Origin of the sequence: Pandoraea norimbergensis, assembly GCF_001465545.3 — a bacterium.
GTDB lineage: Bacteria > Pseudomonadota > Gammaproteobacteria > Burkholderiales > Burkholderiaceae > Pandoraea > Pandoraea norimbergensis.
Genome location: NZ_CP013480.3, coordinates 5291940 through 5308638, shown reverse-complemented (window position 1 = coordinate 5308638; position 16699 = coordinate 5291940). Strand labels below are relative to the sequence as shown.

The 16699-nt window shown below is 63.6% G+C and carries 18 protein-coding genes; 10 read left to right on the top strand and 8 right to left on the bottom strand.

The features are described from left to right. The first annotated feature begins 179 nt into the window (after positions 1–179). The gene (locus AT302_RS23235) at positions 180–983 is read left to right on the top strand and encodes an AraC family transcriptional regulator (protein WP_058376028.1); all 804 of its coding nucleotides are present in this window, start codon (positions 180–182) and stop codon (positions 981–983) included. Between the two features lie 136 nt (positions 984–1119). Then, positions 1120–2781, top strand: a complete 1662-nt coding sequence (locus tag AT302_RS23230) for a metallophosphoesterase (RefSeq protein ID WP_218918975.1) — start codon at positions 1120–1122, stop codon at positions 2779–2781. 33 nt (positions 2782–2814) lie between these two features. On the opposite strand, the gene AT302_RS23225 is transcribed toward AT302_RS23230, so the two are convergent. Then, on the bottom strand, positions 2815–3711 hold the full coding sequence (locus AT302_RS23225) for a LysR family transcriptional regulator (RefSeq protein ID WP_058376026.1): 897 nt from the start codon (positions 3709–3711) through the stop codon (positions 2815–2817). 118 nt (positions 3712–3829) lie between these two features. On the opposite strand from AT302_RS23225, the gene AT302_RS23220 reads away from it, so the two are divergent. Beyond that, positions 3830–5314 carry an MmgE/PrpD family protein gene (locus AT302_RS23220; RefSeq protein ID WP_058376025.1) on the top strand — a complete coding sequence of 495 codons (1485 nt, stop codon included), beginning with the start codon at positions 3830–3832 and terminating at the stop codon, positions 5312–5314. Positions 5315–5407: 93 nt separating this feature from the next. Then, the gene (locus AT302_RS23215; RefSeq protein WP_058376024.1) at positions 5408–5911 is read left to right on the top strand and encodes a CPBP family intramembrane glutamic endopeptidase; all 504 of its coding nucleotides are present in this window, start codon (positions 5408–5410) and stop codon (positions 5909–5911) included. 39 nt (positions 5912–5950) lie between these two features. Here the strand turns inward: AT302_RS23215 and AT302_RS23210 are convergent, their stop codons facing one another. The 4 genes from AT302_RS23210 to AT302_RS23195 form a co-directional block, all read right to left on the bottom strand. Next, positions 5951–6706, bottom strand: a complete 756-nt coding sequence (locus AT302_RS23210) for a 3D domain-containing protein (protein ID WP_058376023.1) — start codon at positions 6704–6706, stop codon at positions 5951–5953. A 23-nt stretch (positions 6707–6729) separates the two neighbouring features. Further along, positions 6730–7383: a hypothetical protein gene (locus AT302_RS23205; RefSeq protein WP_058376022.1), complete on the bottom strand. Its 654-nt coding sequence runs from the start codon at positions 7381–7383 to the stop codon at positions 6730–6732. A gap of 251 nt (positions 7384–7634) precedes the next feature. Then, a complete protein-coding gene (locus AT302_RS23200) occupies positions 7635–8261 on the bottom strand; it encodes a LysE family translocator (RefSeq protein ID WP_058376021.1) in 627 nt (208 codons plus the stop codon). Between the two features lie 94 nt (positions 8262–8355). After that, entirely contained in the window at positions 8356–9132 is a 777-nt protein-coding gene (locus AT302_RS23195) for an NAD(P)H-dependent oxidoreductase (RefSeq protein WP_058376020.1), read from the bottom strand. A 112-nt stretch (positions 9133–9244) separates the two neighbouring features. Between AT302_RS23195 and AT302_RS23190 the strand changes: the two genes are divergently transcribed. The 3 genes from AT302_RS23190 (at position 9245) to AT302_RS23180 (ending at position 10848) form a co-directional block, all read left to right on the top strand. Then, positions 9245–10135 (top strand): LysR family transcriptional regulator, encoded by an 891-nt coding sequence (locus AT302_RS23190; RefSeq protein WP_150791735.1) that lies wholly within the window; start codon positions 9245–9247, stop codon positions 10133–10135. A 108-nt stretch (positions 10136–10243) separates the two neighbouring features. Beyond that, on the top strand, positions 10244–10618 hold the full coding sequence (locus AT302_RS23185; RefSeq protein WP_058376018.1) for a hypothetical protein: 375 nt from the start codon (positions 10244–10246) through the stop codon (positions 10616–10618). A 35-nt stretch (positions 10619–10653) separates the two neighbouring features. Next, positions 10654–10848, top strand: a complete 195-nt coding sequence (locus tag AT302_RS23180; RefSeq protein WP_058376017.1) for a helix-turn-helix transcriptional regulator — start codon at positions 10654–10656, stop codon at positions 10846–10848. On the opposite strand, the gene zapE is transcribed toward AT302_RS23180, so the two are convergent. Then, positions 10832–11863: a cell division protein ZapE gene (gene zapE, locus AT302_RS23175; RefSeq protein ID WP_058376016.1), complete on the bottom strand. Its 1032-nt coding sequence runs from the start codon at positions 11861–11863 to the stop codon at positions 10832–10834. The genes AT302_RS23180 and zapE overlap by 17 nt on opposite strands. A 334-nt stretch (positions 11864–12197) precedes the next feature. Between zapE and AT302_RS23170 the strand changes: the two genes are divergently transcribed. Continuing rightward, positions 12198–12734, top strand: a complete 537-nt coding sequence (locus tag AT302_RS23170) for a glyoxalase superfamily protein (RefSeq protein ID WP_058379896.1) — start codon at positions 12198–12200, stop codon at positions 12732–12734. A gap of 33 nt (positions 12735–12767) precedes the next feature. Here the strand turns inward: AT302_RS23170 and AT302_RS23165 are convergent, their stop codons facing one another. After that, positions 12768–13202 carry a GFA family protein gene (locus tag AT302_RS23165; protein WP_084656415.1) on the bottom strand — a complete coding sequence of 145 codons (435 nt, stop codon included), beginning with the start codon at positions 13200–13202 and terminating at the stop codon, positions 12768–12770. A gap of 220 nt (positions 13203–13422) precedes the next feature. Between AT302_RS23165 and AT302_RS23160 the strand changes: the two genes are divergently transcribed. Continuing rightward, the gene (locus AT302_RS23160; RefSeq protein WP_058376014.1) at positions 13423–14262 is read left to right on the top strand and encodes an arylamine N-acetyltransferase family protein; all 840 of its coding nucleotides are present in this window, start codon (positions 13423–13425) and stop codon (positions 14260–14262) included. Between the two features lie 88 nt (positions 14263–14350). Here AT302_RS23160 and AT302_RS23155 read toward each other — a convergent pair whose 3' ends face one another. Beyond that, entirely contained in the window at positions 14351–15580 is a 1230-nt protein-coding gene (locus AT302_RS23155; protein ID WP_058376013.1) for an MFS transporter, read from the bottom strand. Between the two features lie 99 nt (positions 15581–15679). On the opposite strand from AT302_RS23155, the gene AT302_RS23150 reads away from it, so the two are divergent. Beyond that, positions 15680–16699: a LysR family transcriptional regulator gene (locus AT302_RS23150; RefSeq protein ID WP_407668806.1), complete on the top strand. Its 1020-nt coding sequence runs from the start codon at positions 15680–15682 to the stop codon at positions 16697–16699.

Below are 16699 nucleotides of genomic sequence, written 5' to 3'. Positions count from 1 at the left end.
AGGGTTTGGCGGGGGAGTTGAGTTGTGCGCCGCGACGGTTCGGGCCGGCGCTGGCGGTCAAGGAGTGCCTGACGGGAGCCGATCATATCGCCGTTGGGGCAACGTGCGGCGACAACAATCGCCGCGAATGCGACAGATTTTGTCCTGACGGGACGGATTTGCAGATGTTATCAAGCGAGATGGACACCAAACGTACGCCAGTCACCGCCACCGGTCGGCGTCCGTTACCCCCGGTGATCGCCAATGCGATTGACTACCCCCATGGCATGCGGGAGCCCGCGCACACGCATTCGCGGGCGCAACTGATCTACGCGACGGCGGGCATGATTCGCGTGCGCACGCCCGGCGCGTCGTGGGTGGTCACGCCGTCGATCGGCCTGCTGGTCATGCCGCGCGTCGAACACGAGCTGGAAATGGTCGGCAGCGTGGCCTTCCGCACGATCTATCTCACCAGTTTCGAGGTGCCCCAGGAGGATCTGGAGGGGCTGCTGATTCCCGTGACCGGCTTACTGCGCGAAGCCATCGTCGCGATGACCGAAGCCCCCGAGCACTATGCGCCGGACAGCGTGCCGGGGTTGCTGGCCAATCTGATCGGCCGGTTATTGGGTGACGCGAGGCCGGGCGAGATGGATGCGCAGTGGCGGCTGCCATTGCCGGTACATCCCCGTCTGCGCAAGATTTGCGAAGCGCTGCTCGCCGAGCCTGCCAACAACGACACGCTCGAACTCTGGGCTGACCGGCTCGGCGCCAGTTCGCGCACGGTGTCGCGGTTGTTTCAGCGCGAGACGGGTGTCGCTTTCGCCAAGTGGCGTGAGCATATGCGGGTGTGCGAGGCGATGTGCCAGCTCTCGACGGGCACCGCGCCCGGTGACGTGGCCTCGGCGCTTGGCTACGCGGATACGGCTACCTTCGCCAGCATGTTCCGTCGTGTGTTGGGCGTGACGCCGCAGCGTTATCAAGCGGGTTTTGTCCTTCAGGCGTAATGGCAGTGAAAGCAGTGAATCGCGGCGTCTAGGGATGGGCGTCACGACGTTGCTTTCCGGAACCCACTGTCCACCGACGCGTTGTCACACAAGCCACCTAGAGTGGGGGGCCCTACCAAGCTGCCGGGCCTCCGAGATGACTGATCACGACAACCAACCCGTCTACGGTGACGCAACTCCCGGGGTGAACCCAGACGTCATGCCCGATCTCGCGCGCCGTCGCTTGCTCGCCGCAGCAGGCATCGGTGCCGTGGGGCTGGTCGCACCGCTCGGTGCGGAAGCTGCGGGCAAGTCGGCAGCCAAGGCGGACCCGTCGCCCGCAGGCGCCTCGCCCGATCCGGTAGTCACGCCGCCGGTCGCGGGCCTGCATCTCCAGTTCGGCGCCGATGCGTCGCGCGAGATCGTGGTGTCGTGGCACACGCTCCAGCCGGTCAAGCGTCCCCGCGTACTGCTCGGCCGCCCCGACGGCCGTCTGGAGAAAACGGTCGCTGCCGACGAAGTTCACTATGTCGACGGCAAGTCGAAGCAGACCGTGTATGCCTATCACGCCAAGATCGGCGGTCTGGCTTCCGATTCCGCCTATCTCTATGCCGCGTTGCACGACGGCGCAGAACCGCAATTCGGCACGTTCCGCACGGCACCGCGCGGACGCCAGCCGCTGCGCTTCACCAGCTTCGGCGATCAGGGCACGCCGACCCTTGGCAAACTCTTCACGCCGCCCGCCGGTGTCACGTTGCCGCCCACCTATGTGAACGACAACCTCGGCTCGCCGGTGGCTGGCGATACGGTGCTGGGCGTCGAGCGTTTGCGCCCGCTGTTCCACCTGTTCAATGGCGATCTTTGCTACGCCAATCTCGCACAGGATCGCGTGCGCACATGGTGGGACTTCTGGAACAACAACACGCGCAGTGCCCGCAATCGCCCGTGGATGCCGTCACCGGGCAATCACGAGAACGAACTCGGCAACGGGCCGATCGGTTATCAGGCCTACCAGACGTATTTCTCGGTGCCGCCCGCCGAGGGACAGTCCGATGTGACTCGCGGTCTCTGGTATGCGTTCACGGCGGGTGCCGTGCGCGTGATCGCCATTGCCAACGACGACGTGTGCTATCAGGACGCCGGCGACTCTTACGTGCGCGGCTATTCGAATGGCGCGCAAAAGGCATGGCTGGAAAAAGAACTGACGGCCGCCCGTGCCGACCGGTCGATCGACTGGCTAATCGTGTGCATGCATCAGGTGGCCATTTCCACCGCCGACAAATTCAACGGCGCCGATTTGGGTATCCGCGAGGAATGGCTGCCGCTGTTCGACAAGTACGGTGTCGATCTGGTCGTGTGCGGCCATGAACATCACTACGAGCGCTCGCATCCGATCCGCGGCCAGCAGGCCAACGGCACACTGACGCCGATTCCGGTCGCTACCGGCACTGAAGTCATCGACACCACGCAAGGCACCGTTCACATGGTGATCGGCGGCGGTGGTACGTCGGCACCGTCCAATCAGTTGCTGTTCAACCCGCCGTGCTGCCGCGTCATCACCGGTGTGGGCGAGCGCGACGAGAAGACCGGCAAGCGTCCGCCGATCTATGTCAAGGAAGATGCTCCGTGGTCAGCGGTTCGCAACGCCGCACGCGCGTACGGTTTCGCGTCGTTCGACGTCGACCCGGGACGCCATCCCGGCGATATGACGGAGATCCGCGTGACCTACTTCGATGTGGTCGGGCTGGATGGTCAGATCGCACCTTTCGAACGATTCACGTTGCGCCGTCCGCGTCGCGATGGGGCGGGCCGGGGGTGAGGTTTTTCGCCACGCTCGACCGTGGCGAGCGCCTCAGTCCTTGCCTTCGGCGAACGCCAGAATAGTGTCGTAAAGATGCTGCGCGGCGCTTGAGAGCACCAGACCCCGGCGGCGAATCAGCCCCATCGTGCGGGTGACCGCCGGCTCCACCAACGGCACGCTTCTCAGCACTGGGTGCGCACCCGGCGGCATCGCAAGCCGTGGCACGGCGGCGATGCCGAGGCCCGCTTCCACCAGACTCACGACGCTCATGACATGGCGCACCTCGCAAAACGAGCGCGGCAGGTCGGGCGTTTCGGCGAGTGCCAGATCGAGCACGAACCGATTGCCGCTGGCCTTCGCCACCGACAGATAGTCGTGGTCTTTCAGTTCGGACCATTTCACACGCTTGCGCGCCGCCAACGGATGATCGGCCCGGCAGGCCAGCACGAACGGTTCTTTGAGGATCGGCGCGAATTCGATGTTGTCTTCCTGCGCACCCAGATAGTTCAGACCGAAGTCCGCCTCGGCGCGGGCCACGCTCGACAACACGTCGCTGGCCCCCGAGTCGTTCACGCGGATCAGCACGCGCGGGTACGTCTCGTGATACCGGCGAAGCACTTCCGGCAGAAAGTGCCGCACGGCCGATGGCACGCAGGCCAGCGTCACTTCGCCTCCCATGCGTGTGGCGCCGTCGGTTAGACCTCGCAGGCTCTCCTCGAACTCGTTCAGCAGGTCACGCGCCTTACGGGCGAAGTCTCGCCCGAAGACTGTCAGGTCGACGCGGCGTGTGGTCCGCTCAAGCAGGCGAACACCCAGCGTGCTCTCCATCTTGGCAATCCGTCTCGACAGGGCCGATTGCGACAGATGAATTTCCTCGGCGGCGGCCCGGAAGCTGCCCCGCTCGGCGATCGCCACGAAGGCGCGCAGGTCGCTCATTTCCAGATTCATGCGTCGTATGCACTAATGGTTGTGATTTTTGCGATTCTAATGCGTCGCCAACTCGCGCATGATCGAAGGTCGCCCCATCGAAGGGTGCAACAACAAGAAATGCATGGAGGATAGACACATGAACACGATCAATCGTCGCGCCGCCCTCAAGGCTGGCGCCGTGGTTTCGATTGCGGCAGCCCAAGGGCTGGTCCAGCGCAGCATGGCCGCCCCGGCACCGGCGGCAGCGTCGGGTGCTGGCGCCGACACGGGCGCAGCGGGGCAGGGCGTGACGCGCACGCTGGCGCGCTACATCGTCACCGCGCGCTACGAAGACCTGCCCGCGAACGTGCGCAAGGAAGGCACGCGCACGTTGTTGAACTGGATCGGCGTGGCTGTCGGCGGCTCGCGTCACGAGACGGTCGATCGGGCTGTCGCCGCGCTCACGCCGTTCTCCGGGCCGCCGCAAGCGCATCTGCTGGGCCGTACGGAACGCTTCGACATCATGAACGCTGCGTTCCTGAACGGGGTGGCGAGCCACATCTTCGACTACGACGACACCCATCTCAAGACCATCATTCACCCGGCGGGTCCGGTCACGTCGGCGTTGCTCGCCTTGGCGGAATACCACCCGATCACGGGCCGCGACTTTCTCAATGCGCTGGTGCTTGGCGTCGAAACTGAATGCCGCATTGGCAACGCCGTCTACCCGAATCACTACGACGTGGGCTGGCATATTACCGGCACTGCCGGGGTATTCGGTGCGGCAGCGGCGGCGGGCAAGGTGCTGGGGTTGAGCGAGCAGCAGATGGTCTGGGCGCTGGGGCTGGCGGCGTCGCAGCCGGTCGGGCTGCGCGAGTCGTTCGGGTCGATGAACAAGAGTTTCAATCCCGGGCGTGCGGCCAGCAACGGGCTGTTCGCAGCATTGCTGGCGGCGAAGGACTTCACCAGCTCGGACGGCATGATCGAAGCCAAGCGCGGCTGGGCCAACGCCATCAGCACCAAGCAGGACTACCGCGAGATCACTGAAGGGTTGGGCCAGCGCTACGAAGCGGCGCTCAACACGTATAAGCCGTTTGCGTGCGGCATCGTGATCCATCCGGCCATCGATGCGGCGATTCAGTTGCGCAATGAATACAAGCTGACGGCAGACCAGATTGCAGGCATCGAGTTGAAGGTCAACCCGCTGGTGATCGAGCTGACCGGCAAGAAGACGCCGCGCATCGGGCTGGAAGGCAAATTCAGCGTGTATCACTCGGTGGCCGTGGCGATCATCGAGGGCGCGGCGGGCGAGCGTCAGTACAGCGACCGCGCGGTGCAGGACCCAGCAGTGATTGCGCTGCGCGACCGCGTGACGGCGACCATCGTGCCGTCGATCAAGCCGGAACAGGTCGACATGACGATCACGTTGAAAGACGGCCGCAAGCTGCATAAATTCATCGAGCACGCCATCGGCAGTCTGGAAGTGCCGATGACCGACAAGCAACTCGAAGCCAAATTTCTCGATCTGGTGAACGGCATCCTGCCGGACGCGCAGGCGCATCGCCTGATCGACACCTGCTGGCACGTGGAGACGCTTGGTAACGCGGCGGATATCGCCACGCTGGGCGCGATCAAGGCCTGACATCGGGGCAGTGGGTGGCGGTGAGGGGTAGTCGGGCTACCGAGTTGGGATAACATCTCGGCTGCCTCGCTCACTGGAAACCACTTCCGAAGCATGATCCAGCGCTATTGGTCCGGCTGCATGACGTGCGTCACTTGGGTCACCCGGCTGCCGTCGGTCCCGCTGATGTTCGTTGCGCTCCTGCTGACCTACATGGCAGCGGTGCCGGTCATTCTCGTCACGCTGGCGATGCCTGAGCTTTCGCTCGCCGGGCCGGGGCTCGGCAGCCGTGGCGCGGGGGCGATGATTTTGTTGGGCTGCCTGATCGCGCCACTGCTCGAGACGGCCGTCTTCCAGTGGGCGTGCATCCGGTTGCTCAACCGGTTCAAATGCCCGACGGGCATCACGATTGCCATCTCCGCAGCGCTCTTCGCACTGGCCCACACCTACAGCGCCGTCTATGTGCTGATGACCTTTGTCGTCGGACTCGTGCTGGCCGGCACCTTCGTCATCGAAGACCAACGAGGCGGCCGCCCGTTTCTGGTGACCATGGCGGTGCATATGATGCGAAACGCCATCACCACCGTGTACTTCCTGTACTTCGCTACGCCGGGATAGCCCGGAAATTGCGGGGCTACCCCGGTCGCGCAAGGCATCTCAGGGAGACGTCCGTCCGTGCGCCGCGCGCAGTCGGCGAGTGATATCGGCGTCGGTGATCACGACCGCGTCGAACGTGTGCTTGTCGTCGCTGGCGACCACGCCGGGCAGACAATTTGCCGACGTCGCGCCGCAGAACACGTCGACATGATTGCCCTTCACACCGCCACCGGCGTCCCCTGCGAAGAAGTAGCCGTCGTGCCGGATCTTCTCGCCATCGACCTCGACCATCGCTCCGCGTGCCGCAGCGATATAGACCACAGTGCCGTACGGAATGACGCTGCTGTCCACCGCGATGGTGCGCAACGGCACCAACTGATACCCGTTCACGCCGTCACCAAAAGGCCCCTTGGCGACTTCGAAGTAGCTCTTTCCCGTGCTCTTGATCCACGGCTTTTTGCGGGCATCGATCTTGAGCGTCGCGGCACAGTCGACCTGCTGGGTGCCCGTGCCCGCGTAGTTCAGCGTGCGGCGCGTGTTGCCTTGCGCGACCTGAACGGTCCCTTCAATGGCGCTCAGACACCAGTCGCGTGGCGAGATGTTGTCCGACAGCGCATTGCCGGCGGCATCACGCAACGGGATACCCGTGGGCACGCTCGCAACCGTGTTGACGTAGTAATGCGTCGCCCAGAGCTTCTTCGGCGTGGCGCTGGCGGCGGGCGCCGGAAAATCGAAGTCGGACTGCTGGGCGGTGCCCGCGTAAGCCGTCAACGGCGATGCGAGCAACGCAATGACGATAAGGCGGCGAAGCGTCATGATTTTCCTTTCGTGGCTGGCGATCAGGTGCATGGCGAGAGTTCGACCGGGATGATCTTCGTGTCCTTATCGGTGATCAGGCTTTTGAGCGTGCCCATGTATGAGAAGTACATGGCGGCGGCGCTCTCATCGAGTTGGGACGGCATCGGCAACAACGCTGCCATTTTTGCATTGGCAATGCCATGGACCGACAAGCTGATGCTGCCGTCGAACTTGCTCGCGTTCGCCGATGTCGAGAGGAAGCCGAAAAGGTTGGAGAGCGAGAGCGAGCCGGATTTGGAGAAGTAATGAATCTTCATCTCGATCGAAATGCCGTTTTTCTTCTTGGCATCGTCGGTCCGGTACTGCTTGAACGTGTAGAGCGTCAGGAATTCTGTGCCGTCGGCCTTGGCTTTTCCAACGACGGCCTCCAGCGTCACCCCGTTGATGACTTGGTAGGTCGTGAGACTGGTTTCAAGCTCGTTCAGCTGTTCAGGCTGGATATCGAGCTCGCTGACCTTGGTCGTGGCTACCAGGGTCTTTTGGGGGGCAAACAACGGCTGAAGTTGTTGCACGGTGAGACTCTTGTTCAGGAGGGCAGCTTCGGAAGTACAGGATGGATCTGCCGCCCAGCCCAGAGAAGGCACAAAGGCGATGGCCACCGCACTGACGGCGGTGATGGCCGAATACCGGTTCATATCGTTTCCCCTGCGGCGCTTGGCGCCGTTACAGCATCGTCATTATTTTTACCCCGCAGCGTGCCGGTGTTGGCCGAAGACTGCGGGACTTGTCTTTCAGAACGTGCTATCTACGACGCGCCGTGACGGGTGACCCGATGCCACCGGCGCGCGTCAGAAAATAAGGGAAACGAAAATCGTTGGGAATCCTTCAAATGGACGATGGGCAGGGCGAGCCTTCGTCCGGGCGGGGTTCGCCGGTATCGGGGAATTCAATTCCCGGATTTTCGGTACAACGCCAGCCCGCCTGCGAGGGAAAACATCACGACGGCACACACGCGGTTCAGGCGTTTCAGGCCGCGTGCCGTCATCAGACGCGCCGCCTGCACGCCACCGGTCGCGTACAACGTCATCACGACGATATCGACCAGCGCAAACACCACCGCAAGCACGGCGTACTGCGGCACCTGCGGCATCGACGTGTTGACGAACTGCGGCAGGAAAGCCGACAGGAACAACAAAATCTTCGGGTTGGTGAGCGTCACGCCGAAGCTGCGCAGAAACACCCGGCGCGCACTCATGTCCGCCTTGATGCGCACCTGACTCAGATCCTTCGGATGGCTGCGCCACAACTGTACGGCCAGCCACACGAGATAGAGCACGCCGACCCATTTCACCGTCGCAAAGAGCGTGGCCGATGCCGACAGCAATGCGCCCAGCCCGGCACCGACCGCTGCGACGATGACGATGTCGGAGAGTGCTGCGCCGCACATCCCGACCAGCACAACCCGCCAGTTACCGGAGATGCCGTTGGCCAGTGCCAGCAACGTGGTCGGACCGGGAATCAGGCCGCCGATGAGCGCGGCGGTGGCATAAATCGCAAGCGTGGAAAGTTGCATGACGACGCATCGAAAGGGGGAATCGGCTGCCAGTCTTGCAGATAACCCGCGCCTCGGCAAGCGGTCGGCAGGACCGCTGCCAGCGGCGCGTAAATCAGTCGACGTGGGCCGCGAAGCCCGTCTTGCCGGGGGCGATATCGTCCTTGAGCGTGAGCGCCGGAATCTCGTACTGCCCATGGTTCTGACGGCGGAACGCAATCGGCGGCGTCGTCGCCAGCGTGTCGAGACGTTCGCCCAATTGGCGGGTCATCTGATCGAAACGCGCCTCATCCGTGCGGCCCGTGCGGTACATCACGTGCGGCGGCAGCACATCGAAACCCGGGTAGAACAGCATGCCGTGCTGAATCGGGAACAGCACATCGTCAATCGGGCCATTGATGCCGCGCGGGCTGTAATGCGAATCCCAGCCACCGGTCGTCACGACGAGCATCGCGCGCTTGCCGGCCATCGACCCTTCACCGTAACGCAGTCCCCAGCGCGCGTCGGAGTGTTCGCCGACGCCATAGGCGAAGCCGTAGGCATACACGCGATCGATCCAGCCCTTCATGATCGCGGGCATCGAGAACCACCACAGTGGGAATTGCAGAATCACCGTGTCGGCCCAGCGCAGCTTTGCCTGTTCGCGCGCAATGTCGGGACTCTGCTGGCCGCTTTCAAAGGCTTGCTTCGAGTCGAGCGACGGGTTGAACGGTGCGTCGGCCTCGTACACGAGCGAGTCTTGCGCATCGACGGTCGCCTTCCACTGCATGGCGTACAGATCCGAGACCTGCACCTGGTGTCCGGCCGCTTCGAGCCGTTGCACGGCAAAGTCGCGCAGCGCGCCGTTCAGGGAGCGCGGCTCCGGGTGCGCATAGACGATCAGGACATTCATTGCCAACCTCCATTTCAAACTGGGAACCTCAGCAAAGCGTTGAGGGAATGAAGGCAGCTTAGGCGGGCAGCAGGTATATTGGAAATGAATTGCCAATATGACAGGTATAACCATGGTTAATTTGCGAAGCATCGATCTGAATCTGCTCGTCACCCTCGACGTGTTGCTGGACGAGCAGAACGTGACGCGCGCGGCGCAACGGCTGCACTTTTCGCAGCCGGCGGTGAGCGTGCATCTGGCGAAGTTGCGCGAGCTACTGGGCGACCCGTTGTTGTTGCCCGGCCCGCGTGGCATGCGCCCGACGGTGCGAGCCGAAGCGCTGCGCGAACCACTGCGCGACGCGCTGGCAGCGCTGTCGAAGGCGGTGGCGCCCGCCGACCCGTTCGATCCGGCGCGCGCCGATCACACATGGCGTATTGCTGCGACCGACTACACCGAGTCGACGGTGATCTTGCCGATGCTGCCCGGCTTGCGCGCCGTGGCGCCGCACACGCGTCTCGCGCTGATTGAGATGACGCCCGCGCTGATGGCGAAGCAGGCGGAGCAGGGCGATATCGATCTGGCGTTTCACACGACGGACGGCTCGCCGGACGGGCTGCGCCGTCGCAAGCTATTCACCGAGCGCTACGTACTGGTGGGGCGTCGCGATCATCCGAAGTTGCGCCGTCGCCCGACACTCAAGCAGTTCTGCGCGCTGGAGCATGTGATGGTGTCGCAGAGCGGTGGCTTTCAGGCGGGGACGGACGAGGTGCTGGCCGCGCTCGGTCATGCGCGTCGCGTGGTGTTATCTGTGCCGCACTTTCTCGTGGCGCGCGCCGCGATTGCGACGTCGGATCTCGTGGCCATGGCGCCCGAGCGACTGGTGCGCGACGACCCCGCGCTGCAAATCGTAGCCGCCCCGGTCGAGGTACCGGGGTTCGAGATATCCATGCTGTGGCACGAACGCGTGCACCGGGACCCCGCACATCAATGGCTGCGGGAGCGTATTGCGAATGCGGTGTAGCGGCCGCAAGTTCGCGCGCATGATTCAACGGATTGGGGTGTAAAAGAAACTTTACATGACGTCGCGACTTCGCTATCGTGTAAAGCATCCTTTACATGAGGTTGAGCAATGCGAATTTACGTCAAGGAGTTGGGCGGGGCGTTGGTGGCTTACACCGTGCTGCTGATCGGGTCGATCAAAGTATTGCAGGCGCTGCCGGACTTGCCGCAATACGCGCGCGCCTTGATCGCGCTGACGCCGGTGTTGCCGGGCGCAGGCGTGTGCTGGGCCATCGTCCGGAATTTGCGGCGGATGGACGAGTTGCAGCAACGCATTCAGCTTGAGGCGTTTGCCATCGCGTTTGCGGGGACGGGCCTGATCACCTTCGCTTACGGGTTTCTGGAAGGCATCGGGTTCCCGAAGCTTTCGCTGTTCGTGGTGTGGCCGCTGATGTGTGCGTTGTGGATGGTGGCGGGGCAACTGTGCGCCGCCCGGTATCGCTGATTGGGTGATCGGATGCGCGTACGCGACAACATACGATGAAAAACGACGTCAAGGAATTGCGCCTCGCGCGCGGCTGGTCGCAGAGCGATTTGGGCACGGCGCTGGGTGTCTCGCGTCAGACCGTCAATGCGATCGAGAACCAGCGCTACGACCCGAGTTTGCCGTTAGCGTTTGCGATCGCACGCGTCTTCGGTCTGCCGATCGAACAAATCTTCAGCGAGGGCGAGTGAGTGTACGGCGCTCGTAATCGAGCGAGCCCATCTCGGCCAGCCGACTGATCGTGCGCGAAAGATCGCGCCAGTCGCGCATGGCATCGAGCGCGGGAATCAATGGCGCGTCCGAGGCGATGATCAGCGTGCGTTGCCGGTCGTAGCAGATATCCACCAGCCAGAGAAATCGCTGCAAGGTATCGGGCCGCCGAAGTCGCTCGACGTGCAGCGCGTCGACAATCAGCGATTGCCAGTGCTCCGCCAGCGCCAGATAGTCCAGATGCGAGCGATGCGCGACGCACAAGTCGTCGAAATTCGCCCACAAGACATGCTCTCCCGAACTGCATGCCGCTAACGCGCGGCCTGCCAGCGAAACCTCCGTCGCCGCGCCCGGCGGCGCGCCTTCGAGCTGCGCAAAATGCTGCGGCAGCACGCCGTTCGCCACGTCGAGCGGCGCAATCCAGCGCGAGAGCGTCGCGGCCTCGCCACCCATCCGGTAATCCGTTGCGCCGTCGAAATGCACGATGGTAAAGCGCTGAACGATGACCGCGATGGTCGCCTCGAACCGTGCGTGATATTCCGGATCGGGCAGCAAGTCCTGTGGCGCGTAGTTCGACGTCAGCACCAGTTTCACGCCACGGGCGAGCGCGATTTCGAGGAAGCGGCCGATCAGAAACGCGTCGGCAATGTCGTGCACGTGGAATTCATCGAAGCACAGCAACGCCACGCCGGTGAGCCAGCGATGGGCGACAGCGGCAAGCCGGTCGTCGCACTTGGGTTCGCGCACCAGTTGACGATGCATGTCGCGCAGAAATTCGTGGAAGTGCACCCGGCGCTTTTCACCAGCGGCCACGCTGAATGCTGTGTCCACCACCAGACTCTTGCCGCGTCCGGGCAGGCCGTAGCAATACACGCCGTCGACGGCGCTGGCGGGCGTGCCAAGGGCAGTGAGGGCCGCGAGGGCATCGCGCTGACGGCTATCGGGAACAACGTGGCGCTCGGCCAGCGCTTGCATTACGCGCGCGGCGTCGATCATGAGAATAAGGCTCCGCATTACAACGACCGGTCCGCCAAGGGCGGCGGGGCACGGTCTCAACGAGCGCCACTATACCGGCGCGGCACGCCGTCGGCCAATATGGAATTTGCGTGCGTGTCATCGCATTCCGGCATCGCACGGGCGCTTCCGGTTTCTCCGCGGTTGCTGATAGAATCGCCGGCAAGGCCGATGCTGCCTGCCGCTCGCACCCGCAACCCGGGCACGGTGAAAGTATCGTAGGTCGCATGTCCGTCCCGTTCCATTGGCGACACGCATCAGCAACGCGAGCACTGATCAGCCCCGTCGCCGTAGAACGCTATCAAGGATGGCAAACATGCGAACCTATCTCGACGCCAAAATCATGGCTAAATCCCTGCGCGAGCGTCTTTCGCGCGAGGGCATCGATATCTCCCACGCGCAGGCACTTGAATCCGTCGCCGCCCAGTTCGGCTTTGCGGACTGGAACGTGCTCGCCGCGAAACTCGCCTCGGCCTCTGGCGCCGACGGCATCGTCTTCAACACCGTTGCCCCGATTCACCGAATCTTCGACGAAGCGAAAGCGCGCGAATTCTACGTCGACTTTCTCGGCTTCCGGCTCGATTGGGAGCACCGCTTTGCCGATGGCATGCCGCTCTACTGTCAGGTCTCGCGTGCAGGCATGACGCTGCATCTATCGGGCCACTTCGGCGATGCCAGCCCGGGGGCCACGACGTTCGTGTTCATGCATGGCGTCACGGCCTATCAGCAAGACCTGTCGGCCAAACGCTACCCGAACATGAATCCCGGCATCGAAGCGCTCGACTGGGGCAAGCAGATGACGGTCACGGATCCGTTCAATAACCGCATCCGCTTCTGCGAGTCGAACGGCTAATCGCGTCGGCACGCGACCCCGTCGTCGCTATCGTCATTCGTCGTGCACGGGACCGTCCCAACCGTCGAGATACTTCGGCAGGTCGTCGCGCACGTCGAATAGCCGGTGGCGGTAGAACAGATGCATCGTGGGGCGCAGGGCGGCGGGCAGTTGGCCGTCGTGTGCCCGCGCGAGCAGCGCGTTGGGGACAACGTACATGTCCAGCCGATTGGTGCCATGCAACGTCTCGCCGCATTGCGGGCAGAAGCGTCGCGTGAGGCTGCGGGTCGGATGGGCAAAGACCTTCGTGGCACCCTCCATACTCAGTTGGTCCGGCGACCACGCGGTCGCCGCCAATACCGGTGCGCCGTAAAAGTCGCGGCAGGCATTGCAGTGGCAGTTGGCGCGGGCGGCAGGCTCGCCGCGCAAGCGCATCGTGACGCTACCGCATTGGCAGGTCACGGATAGGGTGTGGGGGGTGGTTGTCATCGATCGAATCCCGGGACGATGGCAGGCGCGTGAGCGCGAAGGCGTCAGGATACGGCAGTCGATGCGTTATGAAGCCTACCGAAAGTCACAGGCCGCGATGGCCCGAGTCGCCCACATCGCTCATACACGGCAGGAATGGCCCTTTCGAAACGCGGGCTTTGCCCGCGCGCGCGGGCGATGCGGTAACGTACTGGCATCTCTCGTCATGGGAACGCCAGACATGTCCGATGCTTTCGATCCGGCGCGCTATTTTCAGCGCATCGGCTACACCGGCCCGCATGAAGCCACGCTCGACGTTTTTCGTCGTGTGCACGCGCTGCATCCACTGACCATTCCGTTCGAAAATCTTGACCCGCTGCGCGAGCGGCCGGTCAGCGTCGATCTGCCTGCGGTAGTGGCCAAGCTGATTGATGGCGGCCGTGGCGGTTACTGCTTCGAGCAGAACCTGATTTTTGCGAAGGCACTCCAGCACCTCGGCTTTGCCGTCACGCCGCTGATCGGCCGGGTGGTATGGGGGCGCACGTTCGATGCCGAGGCCTCGCAAACGCACATGTTGCTGCGCGTGGATCTGGATGGCGAAGCGTGGCTCGCAGACGTCGGTTTCGGCTCGGTCACGCTCACTGCGCCGCTGCGTCTGCACTCGGCCGAACCGCAGGCCACACCGCTCGAAACCTATCAATTTGCCGTGGCAGACGACGGCGAGTATCACCTGAGCGTGCAATCGGGCGACAAGTGGCTGCCGGTGTATCGCTTTGTGACGCGGCCGGCGGAGTGGGTCGATTACAAGCTGGGCAACTGGTTCACGTCGACCGAGCCCGAGTCGGTGTTTCGCAAGAATCTGATGCTGTGCCGTGCGCTGCCGCAGGGCCGGATTGCCGTGTTGAACACCCGGCTGACGGAGCGCGGCATGCGCGGCGAGTTGGTCAGCGAGACCGAGATTACGTCGTCGGCACAGCTCGAACAATTGGTGCGGGAACGCTTCGGCCTGAACATGACGGATGTCGACGTCGACGACCTGTTCCGGCGTGCACAAGCCGGTGCGGCGCTCGCCGCTGGCTGATTAACTCGCAGCACCAATGAAAAGGCCGCCTCCCGAACGGGACGCGGCCTTTGTCTTGTCGATGATCGCGTCAGCGATCAATCCGTCATTAATCGGCGATCACCGTGCCCGGCCACATGCGTACGGCCAGCGCACCGAGTGCGGCGAGCGTCGCGAGCGATGCCACGCCCGTCCAGCCCCACAGCGACAACGCTTGCGCACCGAGTGCGGCCCCGACCGACATGCCGATGAACACGCCGACGAACAGCACGGCATTCAAGCGGCTGCGAGCGGGCGGCTCGATCCCGTACACGATGGTCTGATGCGAGACCAGCGCCACCTGCACTCCGAGATCGAAGCCGATGGCGGCCAGCCCGATCAGCCACAACTGCGCATGAGCACTGAGCAACGGGGCAAAAAGCATCGCCGCAAACGACACGGCCACCAGCGCCGCACCGAGACGCGTGACCACCTGCGGCCCCTTGCGATCGGCAATGCGTCCGGCGAGCGGCGCACCCAGTGCGCCTGCCGCACCGGCCAGACCAAACGCCCCGGCGGCTGCGGCGCCCAGATGGAAGGGGGCTTCGTGAAGCATGACCGCCAGCGTCGACCAGAAGGCGCTGAAGGCGACCGAGAGCAACCCCTGCGCGAGCGCCGCACGGCGCAACGCAGGGTGCTTGCGCCACAGGCCGATGACCGAGCCGAGCAGTTGGCGATAGGTCATCTGCGTGGTCGGATGGAATGACGGCAGACCGCGCCAAGCCACCACACCAAAGCCCGCCACGCTGATGGCGGCGACGACATACATCGCCCGCCAGCCGAAGTTCTGCGCGACGAATCCCGAAATCACCCGCGAGAGCAGAATGCCCAGCAGCAAGCCGGTCATGACCGTGCCGACCACACGTCCGCGAATCGACTCAGGGGCGAGTGCGGCGGCGGCCGGCACGATGTCCTGCGCCATGGTGGCCGTCAGCCCGATGGCGAGGCTCGCAAACAGCAGCGTGCCGATGCCTGGTGCCACGGCGGCGAGTAGCAGTGCCAGCGATAGGGCAGCGCCCTTGATCAAGACGATGCGGCGGCGGTCGAACCGGTCGCCGAGCGGTACTAACAGCAAGATGCCGAGCGCGTAGCCGAGTTGCGTGAGCGTGGGCACCCAGCCAACGGTCGTGTTGGCGGCGTGAATGTCGTCGGTCATGATGCCCAGCATCGGCTGGGCGTAGTACAGCGAGGCCACCGTCAGACCGGCGCCGGCGGCAAGTAGCAGAATCAGTCGCGCCGACAGTTCCGGCTGAGGCCGGGTGTCTGAGGGACTGGCATTGGAAAGCTGGGCGGAACTCATGCGATTGCTCCAGTGAGGAAACAGTACGGGGCGTAGTTTCCCCTTTGGTGCGGTGCAACGGTAGACCTATAATCCGTAGAACCTTTATACGTGTGACGTATGACCAAAGCCCCGGAATCGCCTGATTCGCCGAATCTCCCGACGGAAAAACCGCCAATCGTTGCCCCGGGCGTCCCAGCCCTCAAGGCCGGCGGTGCCGACCGCGTCGAGTTGATGCAGACCTTCGTGCGCATTGTCGAAGCGGGCAGCCTGTCGGCGGCAGCGGCGCTGCTGGGCACCACGCAGCCCACGGTCAGCCGTCGTCTGCAAATGCTGGAGCGCTCGCTGGGGCTGCGGCTGCTGCAACGCTCCACCCATCAGATGAAACTTACCGAAGACGGCGAGCGTTGCTTCACCCGCGCGAAAGAGCTGGTGGAAAGCTGGGAGGCGTTCGAAGCCGATTTGCGCGGCACCGGCGAGGAACCCGAGGGCACGTTGCGCGTGCTGGCGCCACACGCGTTCGGGCAGGAGTTGCTGGTCGGCCCGCTGGTGAGTTTTCTCGAGCGCTATGCGGGCATCAAGGTGCACTGGTTCTTGCAGGATCGAGAACCCGATTTCATTGCAGAAGGCATCGACTGCGCTATTCACGTGGGCGAGTTGCGCGACCCGTCAAACGTGGCGATCACGCTGACCGATGTGCCGCGCATTGTGGTGGCGTCGCCTGAATTGCTGCAAGACCGGCGCTTGCCCACGCATCCGCATGAGCTGGCGCAGATGCCGTGGCTGGCGCTCACCACGTTTTATCGAAATGACATCACGCTCACGCACAAGGACACCCGGGAAAGTGCGCGCGTGACATTCGAACCGCGCATGAGTACCGACAGCCTGTATGTCTTGCGCAGCGCCACATTGCGTGGGCTGGGCGTCGGCGTGAGTTCGGCGTGGGTGATGGCCGAAGATGTCGCGCAGGGACGCCTGATTCAACTCATCCCGGACTGGCGTTCAACCGCGCTGCCGATGTACATCATTTATCCCTACGCGAAGCACTACCCGGCGCGCTTGCTTCGCTTTGTCGAGGCGATGCGCGCTGCGGTGCCGTCGGTGATCGATAGCGAGCAGCGCAAGATTCGCGATCTGTGA